Below are 22,351 nucleotides of genomic sequence, written 5' to 3' on the forward strand. Positions count from 1 at the left end.
GATCTGGTGACGGGGGACGCGGTCGTCCTGGGGTTGCGGCCGGCGAGGCTGCCGAGCCGCGCGTTGGCGTTCGCGCTGGACCTGCTCGTGTACTTCACCGGCTATCTGATCGCCTCGCTCGGGCTGCTCTTCGCGACGGCCTCGCTCGACGACGCCGCGGCCGCCGCGGTGACGATCGCGAGCTTCCTGCTGGTGCTGGTCGGGGTGCCGATCGCGGTGGAGACGCTGAGTCACGGGAAGTCCCTGGGCAAGCTGGCGTGCGGGCTGCGGGTGGTACGGGAGGACGGCGGGCCGATCCGGTTCCGGCACGCGCTGGTGCGCGGGGCGATGGGGGTCGTGGAGCTGCTGGCGACCTTCGGGTCGGTGGCGTGCATCGCCTCGCTGGCGTCGGAGCGGGGGCGGCGGCTCGGGGACGTGTTCGCGGGGACGCTGGTGATCCGGGAGCGGGTGCCGGGGGCGCGGGTGATGCCGGTGCCCGCGCCGCCGCCGTGGTTGGCCGGGCGGTTCGCGGGGCTGGATCTGTCGGCCGTCCCCGACGGGCTGTGGCTGGCGATACGCCAGTACCTGACGCGGATGAGCCAACTGGACCCGGCGGTGGGCGCCGCGATGGCGGCGAAGCTGGCGGACGAGCTGGTGTCCCGTACGGGCGCGCCGCCGCCGGCGGGGGTGCCGGCTGCCGCGTACCTGATGGCGGTGGTGCACGAGCGGCAGTCGCGGGACGCCGCGCGGGCCTTCGGCCAGCAGCAGCAACAGGCCGTTCCCGCCGTTGCCCCGCCGTACGCGGCTCCGCAGGCCGGTCCTGCTCCGGCTCCTGCGCCGGAGCTGCACGTCGCGCCACCGCAGGTGGTGGCGCCCGTACAGCCGCCGGGTGGGACCGGGTTCGCGCCGCCCGCCTGAGCCGGCCGTCTGCTCGGCTACTCGTCCTCGAACGTGGAGGGCGGCGTCTCCAGGTGTTCCAGTTCGATGCCGGGGGCGGAGAGCACCACGTCCCCGGCGATGTGGACGGTGTGGACCTCGCCGGTGTCCAGGGCGCTGACCTGGTACTCGTCCACCAGGAGCGGGCCGCTGTCCGTGGGGTGCTCCTCGCGCCCGAGCAGGGCCCAGGCCTGGTCGACCGTACGGGGTGCGAGGACCGGGTCGGTGAGGGCGACGAGCCGGACGCGGGTGGCGGGCGCGCCGGGGGTCAGCCGCAGCAGGCGGGCGGTGGCGACGAGGAAGGCCGGGGAAGTGCCGGTGAAGCCGGGGGCCTGGACGTTGCCTTCGGTGGCCTCGGCGCCGGCCGGGTCGGTGCGGACCCAGGTGACGCCGTCGATGGCGGCGCCGCGGACCTGCCAGCTCGCGGCGTTGGCCTCCAGGCGGATGGGGCGGCCGAGCGAGTCGATGGCCAGGTCGAGCGAGCCGCGGTGGTCGCCGTCGGGGCCGGTGAGCTGGGCGACGTACCGCCAGCCGGAGGGGCCGGGGGCGCAGTGGAAGTGCTCCTCGCCGAGCGGGGTGTGGTCGTGCGGGTCGTGGAGCGAGTACCGGCCGCGGGGCATCGTGTGGGTCCTTGCCTGGATACGGGGCAGGCCCCCGGCATCTCCGCCGGGGGCCTGCGTGACGTGCTGCCGTTACTGCCGCGTGGGGATCAGTAGCGGTAGTGGTCCGGCTTGTACGGGCCCTCGACCTTGACGCCGATGTAGTCGGCCTGCTCCGGGCGGAGGGTGGTGAGCTTGACGCCGAGGGCGTCGAGGTGGAGGCGGGCCACCTTCTCGTCGAGGTGCTTGGGGAGCACGTAGACGTCGGTGGGGTACTCGGCCGGCTTGGTGAAGAGCTCGATCTGGGCCAGCGTCTGGTCCGCGAAGGAGTTCGACATCACGAACGACGGGTGGCCGGTGGCGTTGCCCAGGTTCAGCAGGCGGCCCTCGGACAGGACGATGAGGACCTTGCCGTCGGGGAACTTCCAGGTGTGGACCTGGGGCTTGACCTCGTCCTTGACGATGCCCTCGATCTTGGCGAGGCCCGCCATGTCGATCTCGTTGTCGAAGTGGCCGATGTTGCCCACGATCGCCTGGTGCTTCATCTTGGCCATGTCCGAGGCCATGATGATGTCCTTGTTGCCGGTCGTGGTGATGAAGATGTCGGCGATCTCGACGACGTCGTCCAGCGTGGCGACCTGGTACCCGTCCATCGCGGCCTGAAGGGCGCAGATCGGGTCGATCTCGGTGACGATGACACGCGCGCCCTGGCCCCGGAGGGACTCGGCGCAGCCCTTGCCGACGTCGCCGTATCCGCAGACGACCGCGACCTTGCCGCCGATGAGGACGTCGGTGGCGCGGTTGATGCCGTCGATCAGGGAGTGGCGGCAGCCGTACTTGTTGTCGAACTTCGACTTCGTCACGGCGTCGTTCACGTTGATCGCCGGGAAGAGCAGGGTGCCCTCGGCCATCATCTCGTAGAGACGGTGCACACCGGTGGTGGTCTCCTCGGTCACGCCGCGGATCTCGGACGCGAGCTGCGTCCACTTCTGCGGGGCCTCACCCAGGGTGCGGTTGAGCAGCGTGAGGATGTGCGCGTACTCCTCGGAGTCCGCCGTCGACGGGTCCGGGGCCGCGCCGGCCTTCTCGAACTCGACGCCCTTGTGGACGAGGAGGGTGGCGTCGCCACCGTCGTCGAGGATCATGTTCGGGCCGCCGGTGGGGGTGTTCGGCCAGGTCAGCGCCTGCTCCGTGCACCACCAGTACTCCTCCAGCGTCTCGCCCTTCCAGGCGAAGACGGGGACGCCCTGCGGGTTCTCCGGGGTGCCGTTCGGGCCGACGGCGATGGCGGCGGCCGCGTGGTCCTGGGTGGAGAAGATGTTGCAGGAGGCCCAGCGGACGTCGGCGCCGAGGGCGACGAGCGTCTCGATCAGGACGGCGGTCTGCACGGTCATGTGCAGGGAGCCGGTGACGCGGGCGCCGGCCAGCGGCTGGGTCGCCGCGTACTCCCGGCGGATCGACATCAGACCCGGCATCTCGTGCTCGGCCAGGGTGATCTCCTTGCGGCCGAAAGCGGCAAGGGAAAGGTCTGCGACCTTGAAGTCCATGGGTGCTGCTCCTCATGGTTCGAGAGGGTGGGTACGGCTGGGCCGCGCACCGGCCGTGCCTGGGCATGGCGGCGCACCGAGCACAGTCCGTCGGGGGCCCTCTCTCCCCTCGGCCGGTCACGAGGGACCGCCCGACCGCCATCAGCAGCGACGCCTGACACTGGCTACGAATCTACACCGATCGGCCCTGCCCGCCCCAGTGGGTCGGGGGACGAACCGCCTCTGGGACGGGCGTACGGCGGCGGCCGGGGTCAGGCCTTGGCGGAGGTGTCCGACTCCGCGTGGTAGATGTCCGGCTCCAGGTAGATCACCCGGGCGATCGGGACCGCCTCGCGGATGCGGGCCTCGGCGGCGTTGATGGCGTCCGCCACCTGCGTCGCGGTGTCGTTGCCCTCGACCGCGATCTTGGCGGCGACCAGGAGCTCCTCCGGGCCGAGGTGGAGGGTGCGCATGTGGATCACGCGGGTGACGACGTCGCCGTCGACGAGCGCGGTCTTGATCTTCTCGACGTCCTCCGTGCCCGCGGCCTCGCCGAGCAGCAGCGACTTGGTCTCGGCGGCCAGCACGACCGCGATGACGAGCAGCAGGGTGCCGATGCAGAGGGTGCCGATGCCGTCCCAGACGCCGTTGCCGGTCGCGAGCGCGAGGCCGACGCCGCCGAGGGCGAGGACCAGGCCGACGAGGGCGCCGAAGTCCTCCAGGAGGACCACCGGCAGCTCGGGGGCCTTGGCGCGCTTGATGAACTGGCTCCACGACAGGGAGCCGCGGATCTCGTTCGACTCCTTGATCGCCGTACGGAAGGAGAAGCTCTCGGCGATGATGGCGAAGACGAGCACGCCGATCGGCCAGTACCAGGCCTCGATGGGGTGCGGGTGCTGGACCTTCTCGACGCCCTCGTAGATGGCGAACATGCCGCCGACGGTGAAGAGCACGATGGAGACGAGGAAGGCGTAGATGTAGCGTTCGCGCCCGTACCCGAAGGGGTGTTCCGGTGTCGCCTCGCGCTGGGCCTTCTTTCCGCCGAGGAGCAGCAGCCCCTGGTTTCCGGAGTCCGCCAGCGAGTGGACGCTTTCCGCGAGCATCGACGACGATCCGCTGAAGACGAATGCCACGAACTTGGCTACAGCGATGGCGAGATTGGCGGCGAGTGCCGCCACGATCGCCTTGGTACCGCCCGACGCGCTCATGGGTCTGGATGTCCCTTCCTCGTTACGGCGGCCCAGGCCGGAGCGCCGCGCTACGGGCGGACATTGTTGCAGCCGCCGCTACGGACGGTACGTCAGACCACCACCGTGGCACGGAATACCGTACCCGTTCCGGACAGTTCGGACTTTTCGCTTGCCGGGATGAAGACCGCCTCGCCGGGGGCCAGGGTCATGTCGCCGGCCTTCGGGCGGCCCGCCGTGCAGAGCAGGATCTGCGGGGCGCCGGACGGCAGGACGCGGGGCTCGCCACCGGGCGCGAGGACGAACCGGGAGAGCCGGAACTCGTCGATGGGGGACTCGTAGACCTCCTCGACGTCGCCCTCGGGGCGCAGCAGGGCCGGGTCGCCCGACTCGAACCTGACGATCCGCAGCAGCTCGGGCACGTCCACGTGCTTGGGGGTGAGCCCGGCGCGCAGCACGTTGTCGGAGTTGGCGAGGAGTTCGACGCCGAGGCCGTCGAGGTAGGCGTGCGGGACGCCCGCGCCGAGGAACATGCCTTCGCCGGGCTGGAGTTCGACGTGGTTGAGCAGCATGGCGGCGATCACGCCCGGGTCGCCGGGGTACTCGTGGACGAGCGAGGCGTACGGCTCGTACGGGCCGCCGAGGCGGTCCGCGGCGGCCGCGGCCTCGTGGACCGTACGGGCCGTCTCCGCGCGCTCGGCGCCCAGTACGGCGGTGAGCACCTCCCGCAGCGCCGCCTCCTCGGGGTGGGCGCGCAGCAGGTCGACGTACGGCTTGAGGGAGTCGACGCCGAGGCCGGCCAGGAGGTCGGCGGCCTCCTGCGGCGGCCGGAATCCGCAGAGCCCGCTGAAGGGGGTGAGCGCGCAGATCAGCTCGGGCTTGTGGTTGGGGTCCTTGTAGTTGCGGTGGCCGGCGTCGATCGGGACGCCGCGCTCCTCCTCGTCGGCGAAGCCGGCGCGCGCCTGGGCCAGGTCGGGGTGGACCTGGAGGGAGAGCGGGGAGCCGGCAGCGAGGATCTTGAGGAGGAACGGCAGCCGGGGGCCGAACTTGGCGACGGCCGCCGCGCCGAGCTCGCGCTCCGGGTCGGCGGCGATGACCTCGCCGAGGGTGGTTTCGCCGCTGCCCCGGTCGAGGCGGGAGGGGGCTCCGGGATGGGCGCCCATCCACATCTCGGCCTGGGGCTCGCCGCTGGGCTCGACCCCGAGGAGGGCCGGGATGGCGGTGGTGGAACCCCAGGCGTAGGGGCGGATCGTGTTCGTCAGGCGGTCCATCGTCATCTTCCTGGAAGAAGGGCCGGGCGCAGGGGCCTGGCCCCTGGCCTTGTCCCTTAACCGTGTCCCCTGGAGGCCAACGCCAGGTAAGCGGTGGCGAAATCCGTGACGGCGAGGAGTTCCGCGAGCTGCTCCAGCTCGGCCCCCTCCTCCGGTTCGAGCTCGCTGAGCGCCGTGTCGTGGCTGAGCGCGAGCTCGCGCGCCGCCGGGGCGGCGGTGAGGCCGCCGGTCGGCCGGTCGCGCAGCAGGACGACGCGTGCGCGGAGGGCCTGGGGCTCCTCCACCCGGTCACGGAAGAAGTCGTCGGGGTCGCCGCCCGCGGCGAAGGCGCCGGCGAGCAGGACCCCGTGGGCGGGGAGCGCCTCGGGGAGTTCGGCGGCCAGCGCGGGGCGGCCGGCGAGCTCGGCGAGGGTGGCGGCGAACCGGCGCCCGGCCGGGCCCGCCCCGGCGCCCTCGCTCCAGATGAGCGGGAGGGAGTCGGCGAGCTCGGCGGCGAGGGTCTTGGCCGGGTTGGAGTACGTGGCGATGGCGGGCCCGCAGCGCTCGGCGGTGCGGTCGAGCCGGTCGGCGACGCGCTGGAGGGTGTCGGGGGCCGCGCTGATCAGGCCGACCTTGTCGAGCAGTACCAGCAGCGGCGTCAGCAGGGCCCACAGGGCGCCGGGACCGGCCGCGGCGGACTCGTCGTACTCCTGGTACGGGGCCTTGGCCATGGGTACGAGGACCCCGTGCGCGCCGTCCACCGACTCGCTCAGCGGCGAGCGCTCGGGCGCGACGGCGACGACGGCGCAGCCGCGCCGGTAGGCCTGCTCGGCGAGGACGCCGAGGCCGGGCTCGGTGCCGTCGGTGGTGGCGATGAGCAGCAGGTCCACGGGGCCGGCCCAGCCGGGCAGCGTCCAGCGCAGCGCCCCGGGGGCGTGGGCCACGCCGGTGGGGTGCAGCCGGGTCACCGGGGCGGAGGCCCCGGCGAGGGCGCCGAGCAGGTCGGCGACGCCGGTCGCGGCCGTCCCGGGCCCGGCGATGAGCACGGCGCGGGGCCGGCCGTCGGGGCGCAGGTCGGCGAGTCCGGCCTCGGTCGCGTGCCGTGCGGCGGTGCGGACTCTGGCCCCGGCCTCGGCGGCGCCGCGGAGCAGGCCGCGGCGGTCGGCGCGGGCGAGATCCTCCGGTGCGTCGAGGAGCGACTCGTCGAGCATGGCGGCCTCCGGCAGTGGTGGTGACGGACCCAGGGGGACGGACTCGGCTTCCGGCGCGCCTTACGCGGGGCGGCGGGCCTCGTCGACGAGGAGCACCGGGATGCCGTCGCGGACGGGGTAGGCGAGGCCGCAGTCCTGGCCGGTGCAGATCAGCTCGGGGGCCGTCTCGTCGGCCGACTTGTCCTCAAGGGGCGAGTGGCAGGCGGGGCAGGCGAGGATCTCCAGAAGACCGGCTTCGAGCGGCATGGCGCTTCCCTTCAGACATGCGGATTGGGCGAGGTCAGCGTACCGCCGGGCCGCGCGGCGTGCGGCCCGGTGGCGGCGGCGTCAGTGCGGTTGGCGCTGTCAGGCGCGGACGAGCGCGAGGACCTCGTCCTTGACCTTGGCCAGGGTGGCCTCGTCGCGGGCCTCGACGTTCAGGCGGAGCAGCGGCTCCGTGTTGGAGGGCCGCAGGTTGAACCACCAGTCGGAGGCGGTCACGGTCAGGCCGTCCAGCTCGTCGAGGGTGATGCCCTCCTGGCCTTCGTACGCGGTCTTGACGGCGGCGAGGCGGCCGGCCTGGTCGGCGACGGTCGAGTTGATCTCGCCGGAGCCGGCGTAGCGGTCGTAGGAGGAGACCAGCTCGGAGAGCGGTCCCTGCTGGCCGCCGAGGGCCGCGAGGACGTGGAGCGCGGCGAGCATGCCGGTGTCCGCGTTCCAGAAGTCCTTGAAGTAGTAGTGCGCGGAGTGCTCGCCGCCGAAGATGGCGCCGGACTTGGCCATCTCCTCCTTGATGAAGGAGTGGCCGACGCGGGTGCGGACGGGGGTGCCGCCGTTCTCGCGGACGACCTCCGGGACGGACCAGGACGTGATCAGGTTGTGGATCACGGTGCCCTTGCCGCCGTTGCGGGCGAGCTCGCGGGCCGCGACCAGGGCGGTGATCGCGGACGGGGAGACGCCCTGGCCGCGCTCGTCGACGACGAAGCAGCGGTCGGCGTCGCCGTCGAAGGCGAGGCCGAGGTCGGCGCCCTCGGCCAGCACGCGGGCCTGGAGGTCGACGATGTTCTTCGCGTCGAGCGGGTTGGCCTCGTGGTTCGGGAAGGTGCCGTCGAGCTCGAAGTACATGGGGACGAGGTCGAGGGGCAGGCCCGCGAAGACGGTGGGGACGGTGTGCCCGCCCATGCCGTTGCCGGCGTCGACGACGACCTTGAGCGGGCGGATGCCGGTGAGGTCGACCAGGCCCTTGAGGTGCTCGGCGTAGCCGGGGAGGCTGTCCCGCTCGGTGATGGTGCCGGGGACGGTGCCCGCGGGGGCGGCCGGGGCGCCCTCGTCGGACCACTTCTCGGCGAGCTCGCGGATGGCGGAGAGGCCCGTGTCCTGGCCGACGGGGGCGGCGCCGGCGCGGCACATCTTGATGCCGTTGTACTGGGCCGGGTTGTGGGAGGCCGTGAACATCGCGCCGGGCAGGTTCATCGAACCCGAGGCGTAGTACAGCTGGTCCGTGGAACACAGCCCGATGAGGGTGACGTCCACGCCGAGGGCGGCGGCGCCGCGCGCGAAGGCGCCGGACAGGCCGGGCGAGGAGGGGCGCATGTCGTGACCGACGACGATCGCCGTGGCTCCGGTGACCTCGACGAACGCGGCCCCGAACAGCTCCGCGAGGGACTCGTCCCACTCATCCGGTACGACGCCGCGTACGTCGTATGCCTTGACGATGTTCGAAAGATCTGCGGCCACTGCCTGCCCTCCTGAGGTCCTGTGCGCTGGAGCAAACCTACCGTGCAGGGGGCGGCGTTGTTCGGATGAACGGGTGTCAGGAATCCGGCGAACGAAGAACGCGCAGGTGCCCGCGGCGGGCCTGGCCGGTGGCGGGGCCGTTGCCGGTGGGGCCGTTCGGGCCACCGCCCGGGCCGCTTCCGCCGGCCTCGGCGGCGCGGCGGTCGTGCGGACGGGCCGCCTCGCGGACGGCGTTGGCCAGGGCTTCGAGGTCGTCGCCGCTGGGGCGCGACGGCGCGGAACCGTCGGACAGGCGTACGACTTCCCAGCCGCGCGGGGCGGTCAGGCGCTCGGAGTGCTCGGCGCACAGGTCGTAGCAGTGGGGTTCGGCGTAGGTGGCGAGCGGGCCGAGAACTGCGGTCGAATCGGCGTAGACGTACGTCAGTGTTGCGACGGCAGGGCGGCCGCACGCGGTGCGCGAACAGCGACGTACAGGGCTCACGACGTTGGACGGTACCGCACTCTTGACCGGGCCGCGACGACTCGCCCCCCGCTCACTCCCCCGTGTCGCCCCCGGGGCAGGGTGCCAACTCGGCCAAGGGGGCCGGAAAGAGGGGTTCCTTGGCCGGAATGTCCTGGGTGGGAGGGCTACCCTGCGGGGGTGACGGACAGCCCTCTGCCTTCTGGCCCCGCCGGTTCTTCCGGACCTGATGGATCTGTGCCCGGTGCGGTGCCTGGGCCGGTACCGGATGCGGCGCCCGGGGCGGTGCCTGGGCCGGTGCCGGGACCGGTGCCCGGGGCGGTGTCCGCCGAGGCGAGGCCGCGGCGGCGGGACCGGCACGGGCGGGGGATGCGGGGGCCGGTGGCGCCGCCTCAGGTCCCGTTGTCGGCGAGCCGGGCGGAGCTGTTCGGGGACCTCGTACGGGATTCCGTGGAGCGGCTGGAGCGGCGGTGGCCGCAGCTCGCGGAGGTCGAGTTCGTCGTCGCGGACGTGCCGGGGCCGCCGGGCGGGCCGGAGGGCGGCTGGAACGACGAGGCCGTGCCGTTGGGCGGGCTGGTGGAGGCGGCCGGGGGGCGGCCGGCGCGGATCGTGGTGTTCCGGCGGCCGGTGGACATCCGGACGAAGACCCGGGACGAGAAGGCGTTGCTCGTGCACGAGGTGGTGGTGGAGCAGGTGGCGGAGCTGTTGGGGCTGTCGCCGGAGACCGTGGACCCCCGGTACGGGCAGGACTGAGCCGTCCGGCGCCGGTGCGTCCGGCAGGGCGGGGTGGGGGCCGCTGCGCGGGCCTGCTCCCCGCCCCGCCCTTTCGCCGTTTCCCGGGGCTCCGCCCCGCACCCCGGTCCTCGAACGCGGACGGGCTGGACGATCCCTAGCGCGTGGGGACCGAGAGGTCCTGGGTGGCCTTCGGGACCAGGACCGTGGAGCGGTCGTCCGTGAAGGGCTGGACGGTGAACATCGTGATGCCCTCGTGCGGGAGCGTCAGGGTGCGGGAGGCGTGAACCGGGCCGCCCGAGAGGGTTTCCAGGGTGAGGGCGTAGGAGCCCTTGCCGCCCGCGGGCGCCGGGGGCGGGGTCACCGCGAGGGTGGTGCCCGCCTTGACCTCGATCTCCTTGGACTCCGGTTCACCGCCCTCGGTGCCCGGCGAGGCCGTCACCCGGACCTTCGCGGCGGCCTTGCCCGGCGCCGTCACGTACAGCACCGTCGCGTTGTCGCCGATCCGGTTGTCGGCGACGGTGGCCCGCGCCCCGACCGGGCCGCTCGCCGGGATGAAGCCCAGCTCCTGCTTGGCGCCGCTGCCGCGGACCACCCGCAGCGCTGCGACGACCGGGACGGCCTTCTTCGCGTCCGCCGGGGTGAGGACGAGGGAGCCCGCTTCGCCCCGGGTGACGTCCTTGAGGTCCAGGCTTCCCGTCATGCCCGCCTTGAGGTGCAGCGCGTCGTTGCCCGCCGGGCTGATCGTGCCGGACGGTCCGGCCAGGCGGACCGAGACGTCGGCGTCGTCCTCGCCCGGCGCGAACGCGACCAGCCGCACGGAGGTGGCGTCCGCCGGGATGCCGGGGAGCACCAGCGAGCCCGCCGGGTCGGTGGAGGCGGGCAGCCAGTCGGTGCCGACGCCGTCCTCGGCGACCTGTACCGAGGCGCCGACCCGGCCCGAACGGGTCGTCACGTGCGCGGTGACGTCCGCCAGCTGGGTCTCCGGCGCGAGCGTGGACAGCAGCAGCTTCTGGCTGGACTTCGGGGCGATGGTGACCCGGTCCCGGCCGGGCTCGGACTTGACCGCGCCCTCGGGGCCGAAGAGCTTCACGTCGACCTCGGCCGGGGTGTCGTCCGGGTTGGTGAGGTGGACGTAGTCCTCGCGGCCCTTGGAGGTGCCGACCGCGGGGAACCAGAAGTCGGTGCCGGGCATGGCGCAGGCGACGCCGAGGACGCCGCGCGCCCGGCCGACCGCGACCTTGGTGGTCTGCTGGACCGTCCAGCCGGGGGCGAGGGTTCCCTCGGCGATGCCCGTGAGCGCGGGTGCCTCGGAGCCGGAGGAGGTGGCTCCGACGGGCTTGCCGGGCTCCTTGGGCTCCAGTACCGCCTTGGCGTCCTTGGTCGCGCCGAGCAGCCGGGCCGTGCCCTGGGCGGCGCCCTTGGCGCCCGCGGCCGCGCCCGGGGTGTACGAGGTGTACGTGGTCTCGGCGATGTCGGAGGAACTGGGCGCCGGGCAGACCAGCCCGGTGCGCTCCACCGGCATCCGGGCCGCCGCCGTCTTCTTGCCGTCGGCCGCCGGCGCGGCGGGCGCGGTGAGGGAGGCGACGGCGGTGACGGCGGCGAGCGCCGCGGTCACGGCCGCCAGCGTGAGGGGTGCGCGCTGCTTCACTGCTGGGGGCTCCCGTCCGGACGCTGCTGTTCGTGCTGTCCCTGCCCGCCGTACGTGTCGTACTGCTCGTACGGGTAGGAGGGGTACTGCTGCTGTTGCTGCGGGTACGGGTACGGGGCGTAGCCCTCCTGGGCGCCGTACTCGTACTGCTGGGGCATCTGGGGCACCTCGGGCTGCTGGGGCTCGACGGGCTGTTCGTAGCCGTAGCCCTGGTACGCGTACGCGTCCTCCCCGTACGCCGGCTGCGCCGGGATCTGCGCGTACGGATCGGCGGCGGCCGCCGCCTCCACGGGCGTGGGCGCCGCGGCGGACTCGGCCTCGGCGCGCAGCCGGCGGGCGCGGCGGCCCTCGCCGGCCTCGGCCGGGCCGGGCTGGGCCGGGACGGCCCTCTCCTCGTCGGGCAGGTCGTCGTCGAGCCGGGCCCGGCGGCCGGGCAGGGCCATCACCAGCAGCACCAGCGCGAGGACGCCCTGCGCCCAGTGCCAGGCGGTCCGGGTGAGGGAGTCCTCGTGGACGAGGTCGAGGCGGCCGCCGCCGGCGGGCAGCTCGAAGCCCTGCGCCCAGCCGTCCACCGTCTTGGCCTTGAGCGGCTTGCCGTCGAGGGTGGCCCGCCAGCCGGCGTCGGCGCGGTCCGCGATGCGCAGCATCCGGCCCGCTTCGCCGGCCTCGATCTTGGTGTGGGCCTCGACGGGGCCGGAGGCGACCGGGATCGGGGCCTGGCCGTCCTTGCCGGAGAGGATCACGGCGCGGGGCAGGGGCGGGTCGACGGCCCACAGGGCGGTGCCGTCGGGCTGGTGGCGGCGGGTCAGGCCCGGGGTGGCGTCGAGGGTGCGGCGCACCTGTTCCTGGGCGCCGGCGCGGATCATGACGTAGCGGATGGCGAAGCCGCCGAGCTGGTCGGACTGGTCGGCTCCGGAGCCGGAGACCAGGCCGGAGACGGCCTTGTCGAGGCGGGCCTCGCTGCCCGCCTCGGCGGCGAGTTCGGCGTCGCCGAGGCGGACACCGGAGCCGCGGACCAGGGTGTAGGAGACGGTGGCGGGCGAGTCGCCGCCGAGGATCAGCGTGCGGTTCTGGTTGCGGTCGCCGCTCTCGTCGGCGACGAACGCCGGGACCTGGACGGGGTCGCGCCGCTCCAGCGGTCCGGCGGCGCCGCTGAGCACCCAGCCGGCGGCGCCGAGGACCGGTCCGACGGCGGCGGCGAGCGCGATGAGCGCGGCCAGCGGCTGGCGCCAGCCGAAGCTGCTCGCGGCGACCCGGTCCTTGGCGCCGTCCGCGCCGAGGACGGCGGCGGCGAGCAGGGCGAGTCCGTAGACGAGGGTGGCTGGGCCGGCCCAGCCGGTGCGGTTGACGAGGACGGCGAGCAGCAGCGCGGCCAGGGCGGTGGCCCAGGCGGTGCGGATGGCGAACTGCCGGTCGGCGCGCAGCAGGGCGGCCAGGGCGGCGAGCACGATGCCGATCAGCAGCAGGCCGCCGGCGGTGCGGGGTCCGCCGGGGCTGATGCCGAGCAGGTCCAGGGCGCCGGCGGAGCCGGCTCCGTAGGGCAGGCCGGCCTCGCGCAGGAAGCGGCCGGGGTGCGTGAGCAGGCCGAGCGACCAGGGGGCGAGGACGAGGAGCGGTACGGCGAGGGTGGCCAGGAGCCGGGGGGCGTACGTCTTCCAGCCGGCCCGGCGCAGTGCGACGGCGGCGACGGCGAGGGCGGCGGCGAGCGGCCACACGACCGGGGTGAAGGCGGTGGCCAGGGTCAGCAGCAGGGTGTAGGTCCACACCGCGCGCCAGCTGCCCCTGTCCCCGTCGGCCCCGCCGAGGCCGAACGCGGCGACGGCCGAGCGGGCGATGAGCGGGAGCAGGATCGCGAGGACGGCGGTGCCGAGGCGGCCCCCGGCGAGGGCGCCGGTGACGGCGGGGAGGAAGGCGTAGGCGATCGCGGCCCAGGCGCGCAGCAGCCGGGACTCGACGAGCGGCCGGGAGGCGAAGTAGGCGGTGAGTCCGGACAGCGGCACCGAGCAGACGAGCAGCAGGGTCAGCGCGTACTGGGTGGAGCCGAACAGCAGGACGGAGAAGGCGCCGAGGACGGCGAGGTACGGGGGCGCCCCGGCGGTGGAGCCGGTGGCGACGGTCTGCCAGTCGCCGGTGTAGCCGCGCCAGAGGTCGAGGCCGCTGCCGGGGGCGGGCAGCAGGGCGCCGCCCATGAGGGTGCCGCCGAAGAGCAGGCCTCGGCAGGCGGCGAGGGAGACGAGGAGGAGGACGGCGAACAGGACGGGCGCGGGGTTGCGGGCGATCCGCTTGAGGCGCGCGAACTGCTCGATCTCCAGGTAGTCGGCGTCGTCGCCGCCGGGCCCGGACTCGACGGCTCCGCCGTGTCGGCCGGCGGCGCCGCCGTCGGTGTCGCGGTCGCCGCCGAAGTACCCGGCGAGCTGTTCCGCGTTGGCGCGCAGGGTGGCGCCGGGCGGCGGGAAGAGCGGGCGCAGTTCCTTGGCAGGGACGGCGGCGCGGCCGCGGGCCCGGCGGGCGCCGAGGATCCGGCCGGGGCGCAACAGGGTGGCGAGGAGGCCGGTGAACTCGTCGACCGCCTGGCCGGGGGCCTTGCCGACGAGGTAGGCGAGGGTGCGCAGCACGGTGCCGACGAGGAGGCGCAGCAGGACGTACGGGAGGGCGGGGCCGGAGCTGTTGGCGAGGATCGTGTAGACGGCGCCGGCCTTGTCGACGCGGTGCGGGCTGGCGGCGCCGCGGCCGGCGCAGTCGACGGTGCGGCGTTCGCGGGCGGCTGCCTCGGCGTGCCGCAGGACGGCGTCGGGGGCGACGAGGACGGTGTGGCCGGCGCTCTGGGCGCGCCAGCACAGGTCGACGTCGTCGCGCATGAGGGGCAGGCGGCGGTCGAAGCCGCCGAGGGCCTCGTAGACGTCGCGGCGCACCAGCATGCCGGCGGTGGAGACGGAGAGGACGGGGCGGACCTGGTCGTGCTGGCCCTGGTCCTGTTCGCGGCGGTCGAGGCCGGTCCAGCGGCGACCGCTGCGGGCGATGGTGACGCCCGCTTCGAGCAGCTGCTTCTTGTCGTACCAGCCGCGCAGCTTGGGGCCGATGACGGCGGCGTCGGGGTTCTCGTCGGCGACGCGCAGGAGTTCGGTGAGGGCGTCGGCCTCGGGGGCGCTGTCGTCGTGGAGCAGCCAGAGCCACTGGACGGGTTCGCCGTACGGGAGTTCGGGGAGGTCGTACGCGTCGTCGCGCCAGGTGCGGCTGACGGGGTCCCAGCCGCTGGGGCGCTTGAGGTACGGGAGGTCCTCGGGGGTGGGGGTGCCGGCGCCGCGGACGGCTTCGTCGACGGCGGCGCCGAAGCCGGTGCGGCGGGCGAGGTGCAGGACGCGGTCGCCGCCGAGGGCCTCGCCGAGCAGCCGCGCGGAGTCGTCGGCGCTGCCGGTGTCGGCGGCGATGAGGTTCTGCGCGGGGCGCTCCTGGCCGAGCAGGCCGGCGAGGGTCCGGGGGAGCCAGCGGGCGCCGTCGTGGGCGACGAGGACCGCGGTGACGACGTGCCGGGGGAACTCGGGTGTGGCGGCAGCCTGGTGGGAGGCCGCCGACTGGCTGTGCAGGGACATCGCTCTACTGGCCCTCCGGCCTGGGGGTCCCCCCGGACGAGGTCGGGGGGAGGGTCCGGGGGTGGTGTGCCCTCGGAGGCTGCTGGACAGCGCCCCACACTAACGGCTGGGAACACAGCGGTCCGCCTCCTGCGGGGAAGGTGCGGGAGGCGGACCGTTTGCTCTGCTCGATATGTCGTTGTGTGGATCCCCGTGGATCCCGCGGGTGTGGCGGGCCGTGCCGTCCGCGCCGGTCGGGGGGCGCTGGAGGCGTGTCAGACCGCGGCCTTTTTCAGGCGCCGGCGCTCGCGCTCGGACAGACCGCCCCAGATGCCGAATCGCTCGTCGTTGGCGAGGGCGTACTCAAGGCATTCGGAGCGGACTTCGCAGGCGAGGCAGACCTTCTTGGCCTCGCGGGTGGAGCCGCCCTTCTCGGGAAAGAAGGACTCGGGGTCGGTCTGGGCGCAGAGGGCGCGCTCCTGCCATCCGAGCTCCTCGTCCGCTTCCTCGACCAGCAGTTCCTGAAACAGCTCGGTCATGTGCGCCCCTCGCTCTGTCTGTGCGTCCCCGTGGTGTTGCCGTTACCGATCGATATGTAACGACACGAGTGAAATTACAAGTGGGGGGCTCCAGCGCAGTCAAGCCGAGATCTGCTATTGGGCCCCTTATTCACTCTGCGGAACCAAGCGTATGCAGAAAGTGTTCATATCGCCAAAAATCGTGACACAAGGCATGGCCTCCGCGCCGCCCGCCCACGTCCGTAGTCGACGCGCCCCTTCGCGACGGGGGTTGCGATCCGGCCAGACATGCGGCGCAGATCACATTCTGGTCACGAGGTGACATCGACAGGTTTGGACGCTGGACGGGTGGGCCGTGAAGCCCGACTTGGAGCGCCACATCCCCGGGCAGGCACTGCACAAACCTTTCTCCCGGCACAGTAACCGGATGAGGTGAAACTTTTACCCCAAACCGGACATTGGGTTGACAGTCCGACCCTCCTCCCGTTCTCCTTGTCTGCATGTCAGCGCCCGCAGCCGCCACCCGGACCCCCATTCGTGGGTTCCTGTGCGCTGCCCAGGTTCGCTGTTGCTGTTGCAGCTGTTGATGCCTCCGGAGCTTCGGCTCCGTTGAGCTCCGGCCACTCCCCGCAGCAACCGCCAGCACGACTGACATCCGTCGAGGACTCCCCCACGATGAACAGCACCCCGGTCAACGCCACCGCCGCCGTCGCCCCGGTCGCCGCCGAGAGCGACCTGCAGGTCGCCGGCGACATCCTCGCCGTCCAGCACCTCCTCCAGCCCGCCCGCGAGCACCCGGCCACCGTCGCCGAGTTCGCCGGCCTGGCCCGCTCCATCGCCGCGGACCGCGCGAGCTGGCAGCACCTGGTCGAGTACGACGCCACCACCCGCTGGTACCACCGGCTGCGCACCGGACCCGGCTACGAGGTCTGGCTGCTCAGCTGGGTCCCCGGCCAGGGCAGCGGCCTGCACGACCACGGCGCCTCCTCCGGCGTCATGACCGTCCTGGAAGGCGAGCTCACCGAGCACGGCACCCGCGGCGCCCGCACCCTCGGCGCCGGCACGCAGCGCGTCTTCGCCCCCGGCTACGCCCACGAGGTCGTCAACGACAGCCTCGACGGGGCCGTCAGCCTGCACGTCTACTTCCCCGGCCTCACCGAGATGCCGATGCACCACTGCTCCCCGGCGCGCCCCGAGGCGCTCTCCGTCTGACCGGGCGCGCCCGCCCCGCGGGCGCCTGACAGACTGCCGCTCATGCGCATTGTTGTTCTGGCAGGCGGCATCGGCGGCGCCCGTTTCCTCCGCGGCCTCAAGGCCGCCGTCCCCGACGCGGACATCACGGTCATCGGCAACACCGGTGACGACATTCACCTGTTCGGGCTGAAGGTGTGCCCCGATCTGGACACGGTGATGTACACCCTCGGCGGTGGCATCAACGAGGACCAGGGCTGGGGCCGCACCGACGAGTCCTTCACCGTCAAGGAGGAACTCGCGGCGTACGGGGTCGGACCCACCTGGTTCGGCCTCGGCGACCGCGACTTCGCCACCCACATCGTCCGTACGCAGATGCTCGGCGCCGGCTACCCGCTCAGCGCCGTCACCGAGGCGCTCTGCGACCGCTGGCAGCCCGGGGTCCGGCTGCTGCCCATGTCCGACGACCGGGTCGAGACGCACGTCGCGATCACCGACGCCGCCTCCGGCGAGCGCCGGGTCATCCACTTCCAGGAGTACTGGGTGCGGCTGCGCGCCTCGGTGGACGCGGAGGCGATCGTCCCCGTCGGCGCCGAGCAGGCCAAGCCCGCACCCGGCGTGCTTGAGGCCATCGCGGCCGCCGACGTCATCCTCTTCCCGCCGTCCAACCCGGTGGTCTCCATCGGGACGATCCTGTCCGTCCCCGGCATCCGGGAGGCCGTGGCCTCCGCCGGGGCTCCCGTGATCGGCCTGTCCCCCATCGTCGGGGGCGCGCCGGTGCGCGGGATGGCCGACAAGGTGCTCGCCGCGGTCGGCGTGGAGAGCACCGCGGCGGCCGTCGCCCTGCACTACGGGACCGGGCTGCTGGACGGCTGGCTGGTGGACGGCGCCGACGCGGACGCGGTCGCGGAGGTCGAGGCCGCCGGGATCACCTGCCGGGCGGTGCCGCTGATGATGACCGACGTCGCGGCCACGGCCGAGATGGCCCGGGCCGCGCTGGAGCTGGCGGAGGCCTCGCGGTGACCCGCGCCGGGCACGTTCCCTCGTACGAGGTGCGCGCCGTCCCCGGGATGCCGCAGGTGCGGCCGGGGGACGACCTCGCGACGCTGATCGCGGCGGCCGCGCCCGATCTGCGCGACGGGGACGTCCTGCTCGTCACCTCGAAGGTCGTCTCGAAGGCGGAGGGCCGGATCGTCCACGCGGACTCGCGCGAGGACGCCATAGACGCCGAGACGGTACGGGTGGTCGCGCGCCGGGGTGCGCTGCGGATCGTCGAGAACCGGCAGGGGCTGGTGATGGCGGCGGCCGGAGTGGACGCCTCCAACACGGAGCCGGGCACGGTGCTGCTGCTGCCCGTGGACCCCGACGCCTCGGCGGCCGCGATCCGCGCGGGGCTGCGGGAGGCGCTCTCGGTCGACGTCGGCGTGGTGGTGACGGACACCTTCGGGCGGCCGTGGCGCACCGGTCTGACGGACGTGGCGATCGGCGCGGCGGGCGTGCGGGTGCTGGACGACCTGCGCGGCGCCACCGACGCGCACGGCAATCCGCTGAGCGCGACGGTGGTGGCGACCGCCGACGAGCTGGCGGCGGCCGGGGACCTGGTCAAGGGCAAGGCGGCGGGGCTGCCGGTGGCGGTCGTGCGCGGGCTGGCCCACGTACTGGGCGAGGGCGCGACGGCGGCGGAGCTGGTGCGCGCGCCGGCCGAGGACATGTTCCGGCTGGGCACCTCGGAGGCGGTACGGGAAGCCGTGACGCAGCGCCGTACGGTACGGGCCTTCACGGCCGACCCGGTGGACCCGGGCGCGGTCCGGCGCGCGGTGGCGGCGGCGGTGACGGCCCCGGCGCCGCACCACACGACGCCGTGGCGGTTCGTGCTGCTGGAGTCGGCGTCGGCGCGGCTGGAGCTGCTGGACGCGATGCGGGACGCGTGGGTCGAGGACCTGCGGCGGGACGGGAAGTCGCCGGAGTCGATCGCGAAGCGGGTGAAGCGGGGGGACTTCCTGCGCCAGGCCCCGTACCTGGTCGTGCCGTGCATGGTGACGGACGGCGCGCACGACTACGGGCACGCGCGGCGGGACGCGGCCGAGCGGGAGATGTTCGTCGTCGCGATGGGCGCGGGCGTGCAGAACTTCCTGGTCGCGCTGGCCGGGGAGCGGCTGGGGTCGGCGTGGGTGTCCTCGACGATGTTCTGCCGGGACGTCGTACGCAAGGTGCTGGACCTTCCTGAGGGCTGGGACCCGATGGGCGCGGTGGCCGTGGGGCATGCGGCCGAGGCCCCCCGGGAGCGCCCGGCGCGCTCGGCGGAGGCGTTCATCGAGGTCCGGTGACGCCCGGCACCCTCTAGATCTTGCCGATGTCGCCCCGGTACATGCGGGGTGCGCGGCGGGGCGGGGCGTGGCCGGCGAGGAGGATGAGGCGCGCGGCGCGGTGGCGCTGGCCGGCGTACGGGGCGAGGAGCTCCAGCATGGCCGCGTCGTCGGCGTCGCGGTCGCCGGCGAGGGCGTAGCCGATGATGCCGGGGAGGTGCAGGTCGCCGGTGGTGACGGCGTCGGCGGCGCCGTTGCTGCGCTGGAGCGTCTCGGCGGAGGTCCAGGGACCGATGCCGGGTACCGCCTCCAGGCGTCGCGCCGCCGCCGGGAGGTCCATGACGGCGGCCTCTTCGAGCCTGCTCGCGACGCGGGCGGCGCGGACGATGGTCGCGGAGCGTTTGGCGTCGACGCCGGCCTTGTGCCAGTCCCAGGACGGGATCAGGGCCCAGGTGCGGGCGGGGGGCATGACGTAGAGGCCCTCGGGGGCCTCGTCGCCGGGGGCGGGCTCGCCGTACTGCCGTACGAGGCGGCGCCAGGCGCGGTACGCCTCGTCGGAGGTGACCTTCTGCTCCAGGACGGTCGGGATCAGGGACTCCAGGACCAGTCCCGTGCGGGTGAGGCGCAGGCCGGGGCGGCGGCGGTGGCTGGCGTGCACGAGGCGGTGGCGGGGGACGAAGGCGGCGGGGTCGTCGCCGGCGCCGAGGAGTGCGGGCAGGGTGTCGAGCGCCCGCTCGGCGCCGGGACCCCAGGCGTCGGCGTGCACGGCGTCGACGCCGCTGGTGATGCGCAGGGTGACGGGGCCGTCGCCGGTCTGGGCGGTCTTCCACACGGCGCCGTCGGGGGTGACCCGGAAGGTCGGATCGTGCGGCCCCCGCCGCAGCGGGCCGAGGGTGAGCCCGAGGTCCACGACCCCGTCGGGAACCCACACCCGCCGCTTCGCCGCCGCGCCGGGCGCGTGCCGTCCCGCCGGCACGTCGACGCGGCCGCCGCGGGCGGCGGTGCGGGTGAGGGGGTCGAAACGGCCGGCCATGCCTTCGAGCGTAGCCGCGCACCGCACCGCTGAACCCCCGGGCTCCGCCCCGGACCCCGCGGGGCGGTGTTTCGGCTGCCTGCCCGCCGGTCACAGCACTAGGGGCGGCCCTGGAGTTTGGCCGACGTCGTGCGGGTCGGGGGGAGCTGGCCGTAGAGCTTCTTGCCCGGGCATTCCGTCGCGAAGCCGTCCCGGTGGCCCGAGATGACGTTCATCGAGACGACGGTGCCCTTCGGGAACCGGTTGCCGCCGCCCGACTTGAGGCTGGTCTTCGCGCGCGGGTCCCGGCCGAAGAGGCCGAGCTTCCACGCCGTGAGCTGCGCGACCGCCTTCACGGCCGCCGCCGGCGGAGCGCTCGTGGTGAAGGTGCCGAGCACCGCGACGCCCATGCTGTCCGTGTTGAACCCCATGGTGTGCGCGCCGAGCACCGCCTTGGTGACTCCGCCCGCGCGGCCCTCGTAGATCGTGCCGCACTTGTCGACGGCGAAGTTGTACCCGAAGTCCCGCCAGCCGCTGCTGAGCACGTGGTACCGGTACAGGCTGCGGATCACCGCCGGGGCGTCCTTGCAGGCGTAGTTGTTGCCGGAGACCGTGTGGTGGACGAACGCCGCCTTGACCGTGTTCGTGTAGACGAACCCCTTCTCCCGCAGGCCCTCGTCCGCTCCCCACCCCTTCCTCGTCACGATCCGCGGCCGCGGCCCGATGTACGGGGCGGCCGCCGCCGCGAGGGTGCCCTCGCCGGCGAACACCGCGTCGGCCGTCGAGTCGGCCTTGTCGAGCTCCGGGATCTCGTCCGCGCCGAGCGGCGCGTGCGGGAGGTTGGCGGAGGAGGCCTCGGCCATCTCCATCGTCATGCCCGGGGCGGCGGCCCCCGCCTCGCCCTTGCCGTCGCCCGCCGGGTCGTCGTCCGCGCCGCTGTTCTTGCCGTCCGCCGCCCCGGACGCGCTCTCCCCGGGGTCGACGAGCTCGATCCGCATGCCCTGCGGGAGTCGGCCCGCCGCCCGCCCGGCCACCCGGGTGGCGCCCGGTTCCGCCTGGACGCGGACCTCCACGCCGTCGGACTCGCCGACCCACAGCGGGGCGGTGCTGCCGCGGACCTTGCCGGTGCCGCGTTCCGCCGAGTCGAGGTCGGCGGCGTGCTCGCTGTTGTGGGTCTCGACGTCCTGCCAGTCGGACCACACGGCCGTCCGCTTGGCGCGGGTGCGGACCTGGACGCGGCCGAACAGCTCAGCGCTCGCGTCGTCCCAGACGACGCCGACGAGCGAGAACGTCTTGACCTCGCGCGCGCTCAGCCCGCGCGTCTCGGGCAGCCGGGGCGCGGCGCTCATGCCGGGGACGCCGGGGCTCCGGTCCGCCGAGGGCCCCAGCGGGACCAGCGGCAGCGACTGGGTGGACCCGGCGGGGGCCACGGCGGCGACCGCGCTCATGGACGGGATCGCCAGGGCCGGAGTAGAGAGCGCGAGCGGCAGGGCCAGTGCGGCAGCCGTCGCGACGCCGATCGAGGAAGCAAGGAATCCACGCATGAAAAGGATGCTGAACACACGGGCGGCGGCGCGCCATCCGAAACCTGACGCCCCGTCCGCTTTCCGGCCCGATACCCCTCCCCCGTACGGAGGACCGCGTGCCCGCCGGACGGAGGAGGGGCCCGCGTAACCTGGGCCGGGTGAACGCCACTGACCGCACCCCTGCCGACCTGCTGCGATCCGCGCTCGCCGCCGATCCGGGCCGCCCCCTCGTCACCTTCTACGACGACGCCACGGGCGAGCGCGTCGAATTGTCCGTCGCCACCTTCGCCAATTGGGTGGCCAAGACCGCCAATCTGCTCCAGGGCGACCTGGGCGCCGGGCCCGGCGACCGGCTCGCGCTGCTGCTGCCCGCGCACTGGCAGAGCGCCGTGTGGCTGCTCGCCTGCGCCTCGGTCGGGGTCGTCGCCGAGGTGGGCGGGGACCCGGCCGACGCCGATCTCGTCGTCAGCGGGCCCGACACCCTGGAGGAGGCCGCGGCCTGCTCCGGGGAGCGGGTCGCGCTCGCGCTGCGCCCGCTGGGCGGGCGGTTCCCCCAGCCGCCCGCCGGGTTCGCGGACTACGCGGTGGAGGTGCCGGGCCAGGGCGACCGGTTCGCCCCCTTCGTCCCGGTCGACGCGGACGGCCCGGGGCTGGTGGTCGGCGGCGAGGAGCTCTCGTACGCGCGGATCGTCGAGCGGGCGCGCGAGGACGCCGCCGAGCGGGGCCTGGGCGAGGGCTCGCGGGTGCTGTCCGCGCTGGGCTACGACGACTGGGACGGCCTCTCGGCCGGGCTGTTCGCCGCGCTGGCGACCGGCGGTTCCGTGGTGCTGGTCCGGGGCGCGGAGCGGCTGTCGGCGGACGGACTGGCGCAGCGGATCGAGAGCGAGCGCGTCACCCACACCGCGTAGCCGGGGCGCCGGGCCGCCGTCACCCGGACCGCTCAACAGCGCAAACCCGCGATTTGTCACCCACACGGCCCTAT

Annotated in this window: 19 protein-coding genes (1 of these 19 cut by a window edge); 6 read left to right on the forward strand and 13 right to left on the reverse strand. The window is 74.1% G+C overall.

The features are described from left to right. A protein-coding gene (locus OG982_RS10680) for an RDD family protein (protein WP_266948404.1) crosses the window boundary here: on the forward strand, positions 1-897 show its 3' portion. 6 nt of this gene lie to the left of the window's left edge; only the last 897 of its 903 coding nucleotides appear in the window; its start codon lies off the left edge, out of view; it ends in the stop codon at positions 895-897. A gap of 17 nt (positions 898-914) precedes the next feature. On the opposite strand, the gene OG982_RS10685 is transcribed toward OG982_RS10680, so the two are convergent. From OG982_RS10685 to OG982_RS10720, 8 genes are all read right to left on the reverse strand, one after another. Further along, the gene (locus tag OG982_RS10685; RefSeq protein ID WP_266787847.1) at positions 915-1,535 is read right to left on the reverse strand and encodes a hypothetical protein; all 621 of its coding nucleotides are present in this window, start codon (positions 1,533-1,535) and stop codon (positions 915-917) included. Positions 1,536-1,624: 89 nt separating this feature from the next. Next, positions 1,625-3,061: an adenosylhomocysteinase gene (ahcY, locus tag OG982_RS10690; RefSeq protein ID WP_266787846.1), complete on the reverse strand. Its 1,437-nt coding sequence runs from the start codon at positions 3,059-3,061 to the stop codon at positions 1,625-1,627. 251 nt (positions 3,062-3,312) lie between these two features. Beyond that, positions 3,313-4,248 (reverse strand): cation diffusion facilitator family transporter, encoded by a 936-nt coding sequence (locus OG982_RS10695; protein ID WP_266787845.1) that lies wholly within the window; start codon positions 4,246-4,248, stop codon positions 3,313-3,315. A 92-nt stretch (positions 4,249-4,340) separates the two neighbouring features. Further along, complete coding sequence (manA, locus tag OG982_RS10700; protein ID WP_266787844.1) at positions 4,341-5,498, reverse strand: mannose-6-phosphate isomerase, class I; 1,158 nt, start codon at positions 5,496-5,498, stop codon at positions 4,341-4,343. Between the two features lie 56 nt (positions 5,499-5,554). Beyond that, entirely contained in the window at positions 5,555-6,688 is a 1,134-nt protein-coding gene (locus OG982_RS10705; RefSeq protein WP_266948406.1) for an SIS domain-containing protein, read from the reverse strand. Between the two features lie 60 nt (positions 6,689-6,748). Then, positions 6,749-6,934 carry a Trm112 family protein gene (locus OG982_RS10710; RefSeq protein ID WP_037797711.1) on the reverse strand — a complete coding sequence of 62 codons (186 nt, stop codon included), beginning with the start codon at positions 6,932-6,934 and terminating at the stop codon, positions 6,749-6,751. Between the two features lie 99 nt (positions 6,935-7,033). After that, entirely contained in the window at positions 7,034-8,404 is a 1,371-nt protein-coding gene (locus tag OG982_RS10715) for a phosphomannomutase/phosphoglucomutase (protein WP_266787842.1), read from the reverse strand. 76 nt (positions 8,405-8,480) lie between these two features. Next, positions 8,481-8,885: a DUF3499 domain-containing protein gene (locus tag OG982_RS10720; RefSeq protein WP_266787841.1), complete on the reverse strand. Its 405-nt coding sequence runs from the start codon at positions 8,883-8,885 to the stop codon at positions 8,481-8,483. Between the two features lie 348 nt (positions 8,886-9,233). Between OG982_RS10720 and OG982_RS10725 the strand changes: the two genes are divergently transcribed. Next, entirely contained in the window at positions 9,234-9,617 is a 384-nt protein-coding gene (locus OG982_RS10725; protein WP_266787840.1) for a metallopeptidase family protein, read from the forward strand. Positions 9,618-9,753: 136 nt separating this feature from the next. On the opposite strand, the gene OG982_RS10730 is transcribed toward OG982_RS10725, so the two are convergent. The 3 genes from OG982_RS10730 to OG982_RS10740 all read right to left on the reverse strand — a co-directional run bounded on the left by OG982_RS10730 (position 9,754) and on the right by OG982_RS10740 (position 15,355). Next, positions 9,754-11,247 (reverse strand): DUF5719 family protein, encoded by a 1,494-nt coding sequence (locus OG982_RS10730; RefSeq protein ID WP_266948408.1) that lies wholly within the window; start codon positions 11,245-11,247, stop codon positions 9,754-9,756. Beyond that, the gene (locus tag OG982_RS10735; RefSeq protein ID WP_266787838.1) at positions 11,244-14,837 is read right to left on the reverse strand and encodes a glycosyltransferase family 2 protein; all 3,594 of its coding nucleotides are present in this window, start codon (positions 14,835-14,837) and stop codon (positions 11,244-11,246) included. The genes OG982_RS10730 and OG982_RS10735 overlap by 4 nt, the downstream gene beginning before the upstream one ends. A gap of 254 nt (positions 14,838-15,091) precedes the next feature. Then, positions 15,092-15,355 carry a WhiB family transcriptional regulator gene (locus tag OG982_RS10740; protein WP_003983763.1) on the reverse strand — a complete coding sequence of 88 codons (264 nt, stop codon included), beginning with the start codon at positions 15,353-15,355 and terminating at the stop codon, positions 15,092-15,094. Between the two features lie 654 nt (positions 15,356-16,009). Between OG982_RS10740 and OG982_RS10745 the strand changes: the two genes are divergently transcribed. Genes OG982_RS10745 through OG982_RS10755 form a run of 3 tightly spaced genes read left to right on the forward strand, consistent with a single transcriptional unit; the run spans position 16,010 to position 18,852 of the window. Next, positions 16,010-16,546, forward strand: coding sequence for a cysteine dioxygenase family protein (locus OG982_RS10745; protein ID WP_266787837.1), 537 nt, complete (start codon positions 16,010-16,012; stop codon positions 16,544-16,546). A 42-nt stretch (positions 16,547-16,588) separates the two neighbouring features. Then, positions 16,589-17,548 (forward strand): 2-phospho-L-lactate transferase, encoded by a 960-nt coding sequence (cofD, locus tag OG982_RS10750; RefSeq protein WP_266787836.1) that lies wholly within the window; start codon positions 16,589-16,591, stop codon positions 17,546-17,548. Next, positions 17,545-18,852, forward strand: coding sequence for a coenzyme F420-0:L-glutamate ligase (locus tag OG982_RS10755; protein WP_266948410.1), 1,308 nt, complete (start codon positions 17,545-17,547; stop codon positions 18,850-18,852). Before cofD ends, OG982_RS10755 begins: the two co-directional genes overlap by 4 nt. 13 nt (positions 18,853-18,865) lie before the next feature. Here the strand turns inward: OG982_RS10755 and OG982_RS10760 are convergent, their stop codons facing one another. Continuing rightward, complete coding sequence (locus OG982_RS10760) at positions 18,866-19,864, reverse strand: DNA-3-methyladenine glycosylase (protein ID WP_266787834.1); 999 nt, start codon at positions 19,862-19,864, stop codon at positions 18,866-18,868. Between the two features lie 98 nt (positions 19,865-19,962). Next, positions 19,963-21,387 (reverse strand): N-acetylmuramoyl-L-alanine amidase, encoded by a 1,425-nt coding sequence (locus OG982_RS10765; protein WP_266787833.1) that lies wholly within the window; start codon positions 21,385-21,387, stop codon positions 19,963-19,965. A 140-nt stretch (positions 21,388-21,527) separates the two neighbouring features. On the opposite strand from OG982_RS10765, the gene OG982_RS10770 reads away from it, so the two are divergent. Next, positions 21,528-22,277, forward strand: coding sequence for a TIGR03089 family protein (locus OG982_RS10770; RefSeq protein WP_266787832.1), 750 nt, complete (start codon positions 21,528-21,530; stop codon positions 22,275-22,277). Positions 22,278-22,351 lie beyond the last annotated feature (74 nt).

The organism is Streptomyces sp. NBC_01551 (assembly GCF_026339935.1).
Lineage (GTDB): Bacteria > Actinomycetota > Actinomycetes > Streptomycetales > Streptomycetaceae > Streptomyces.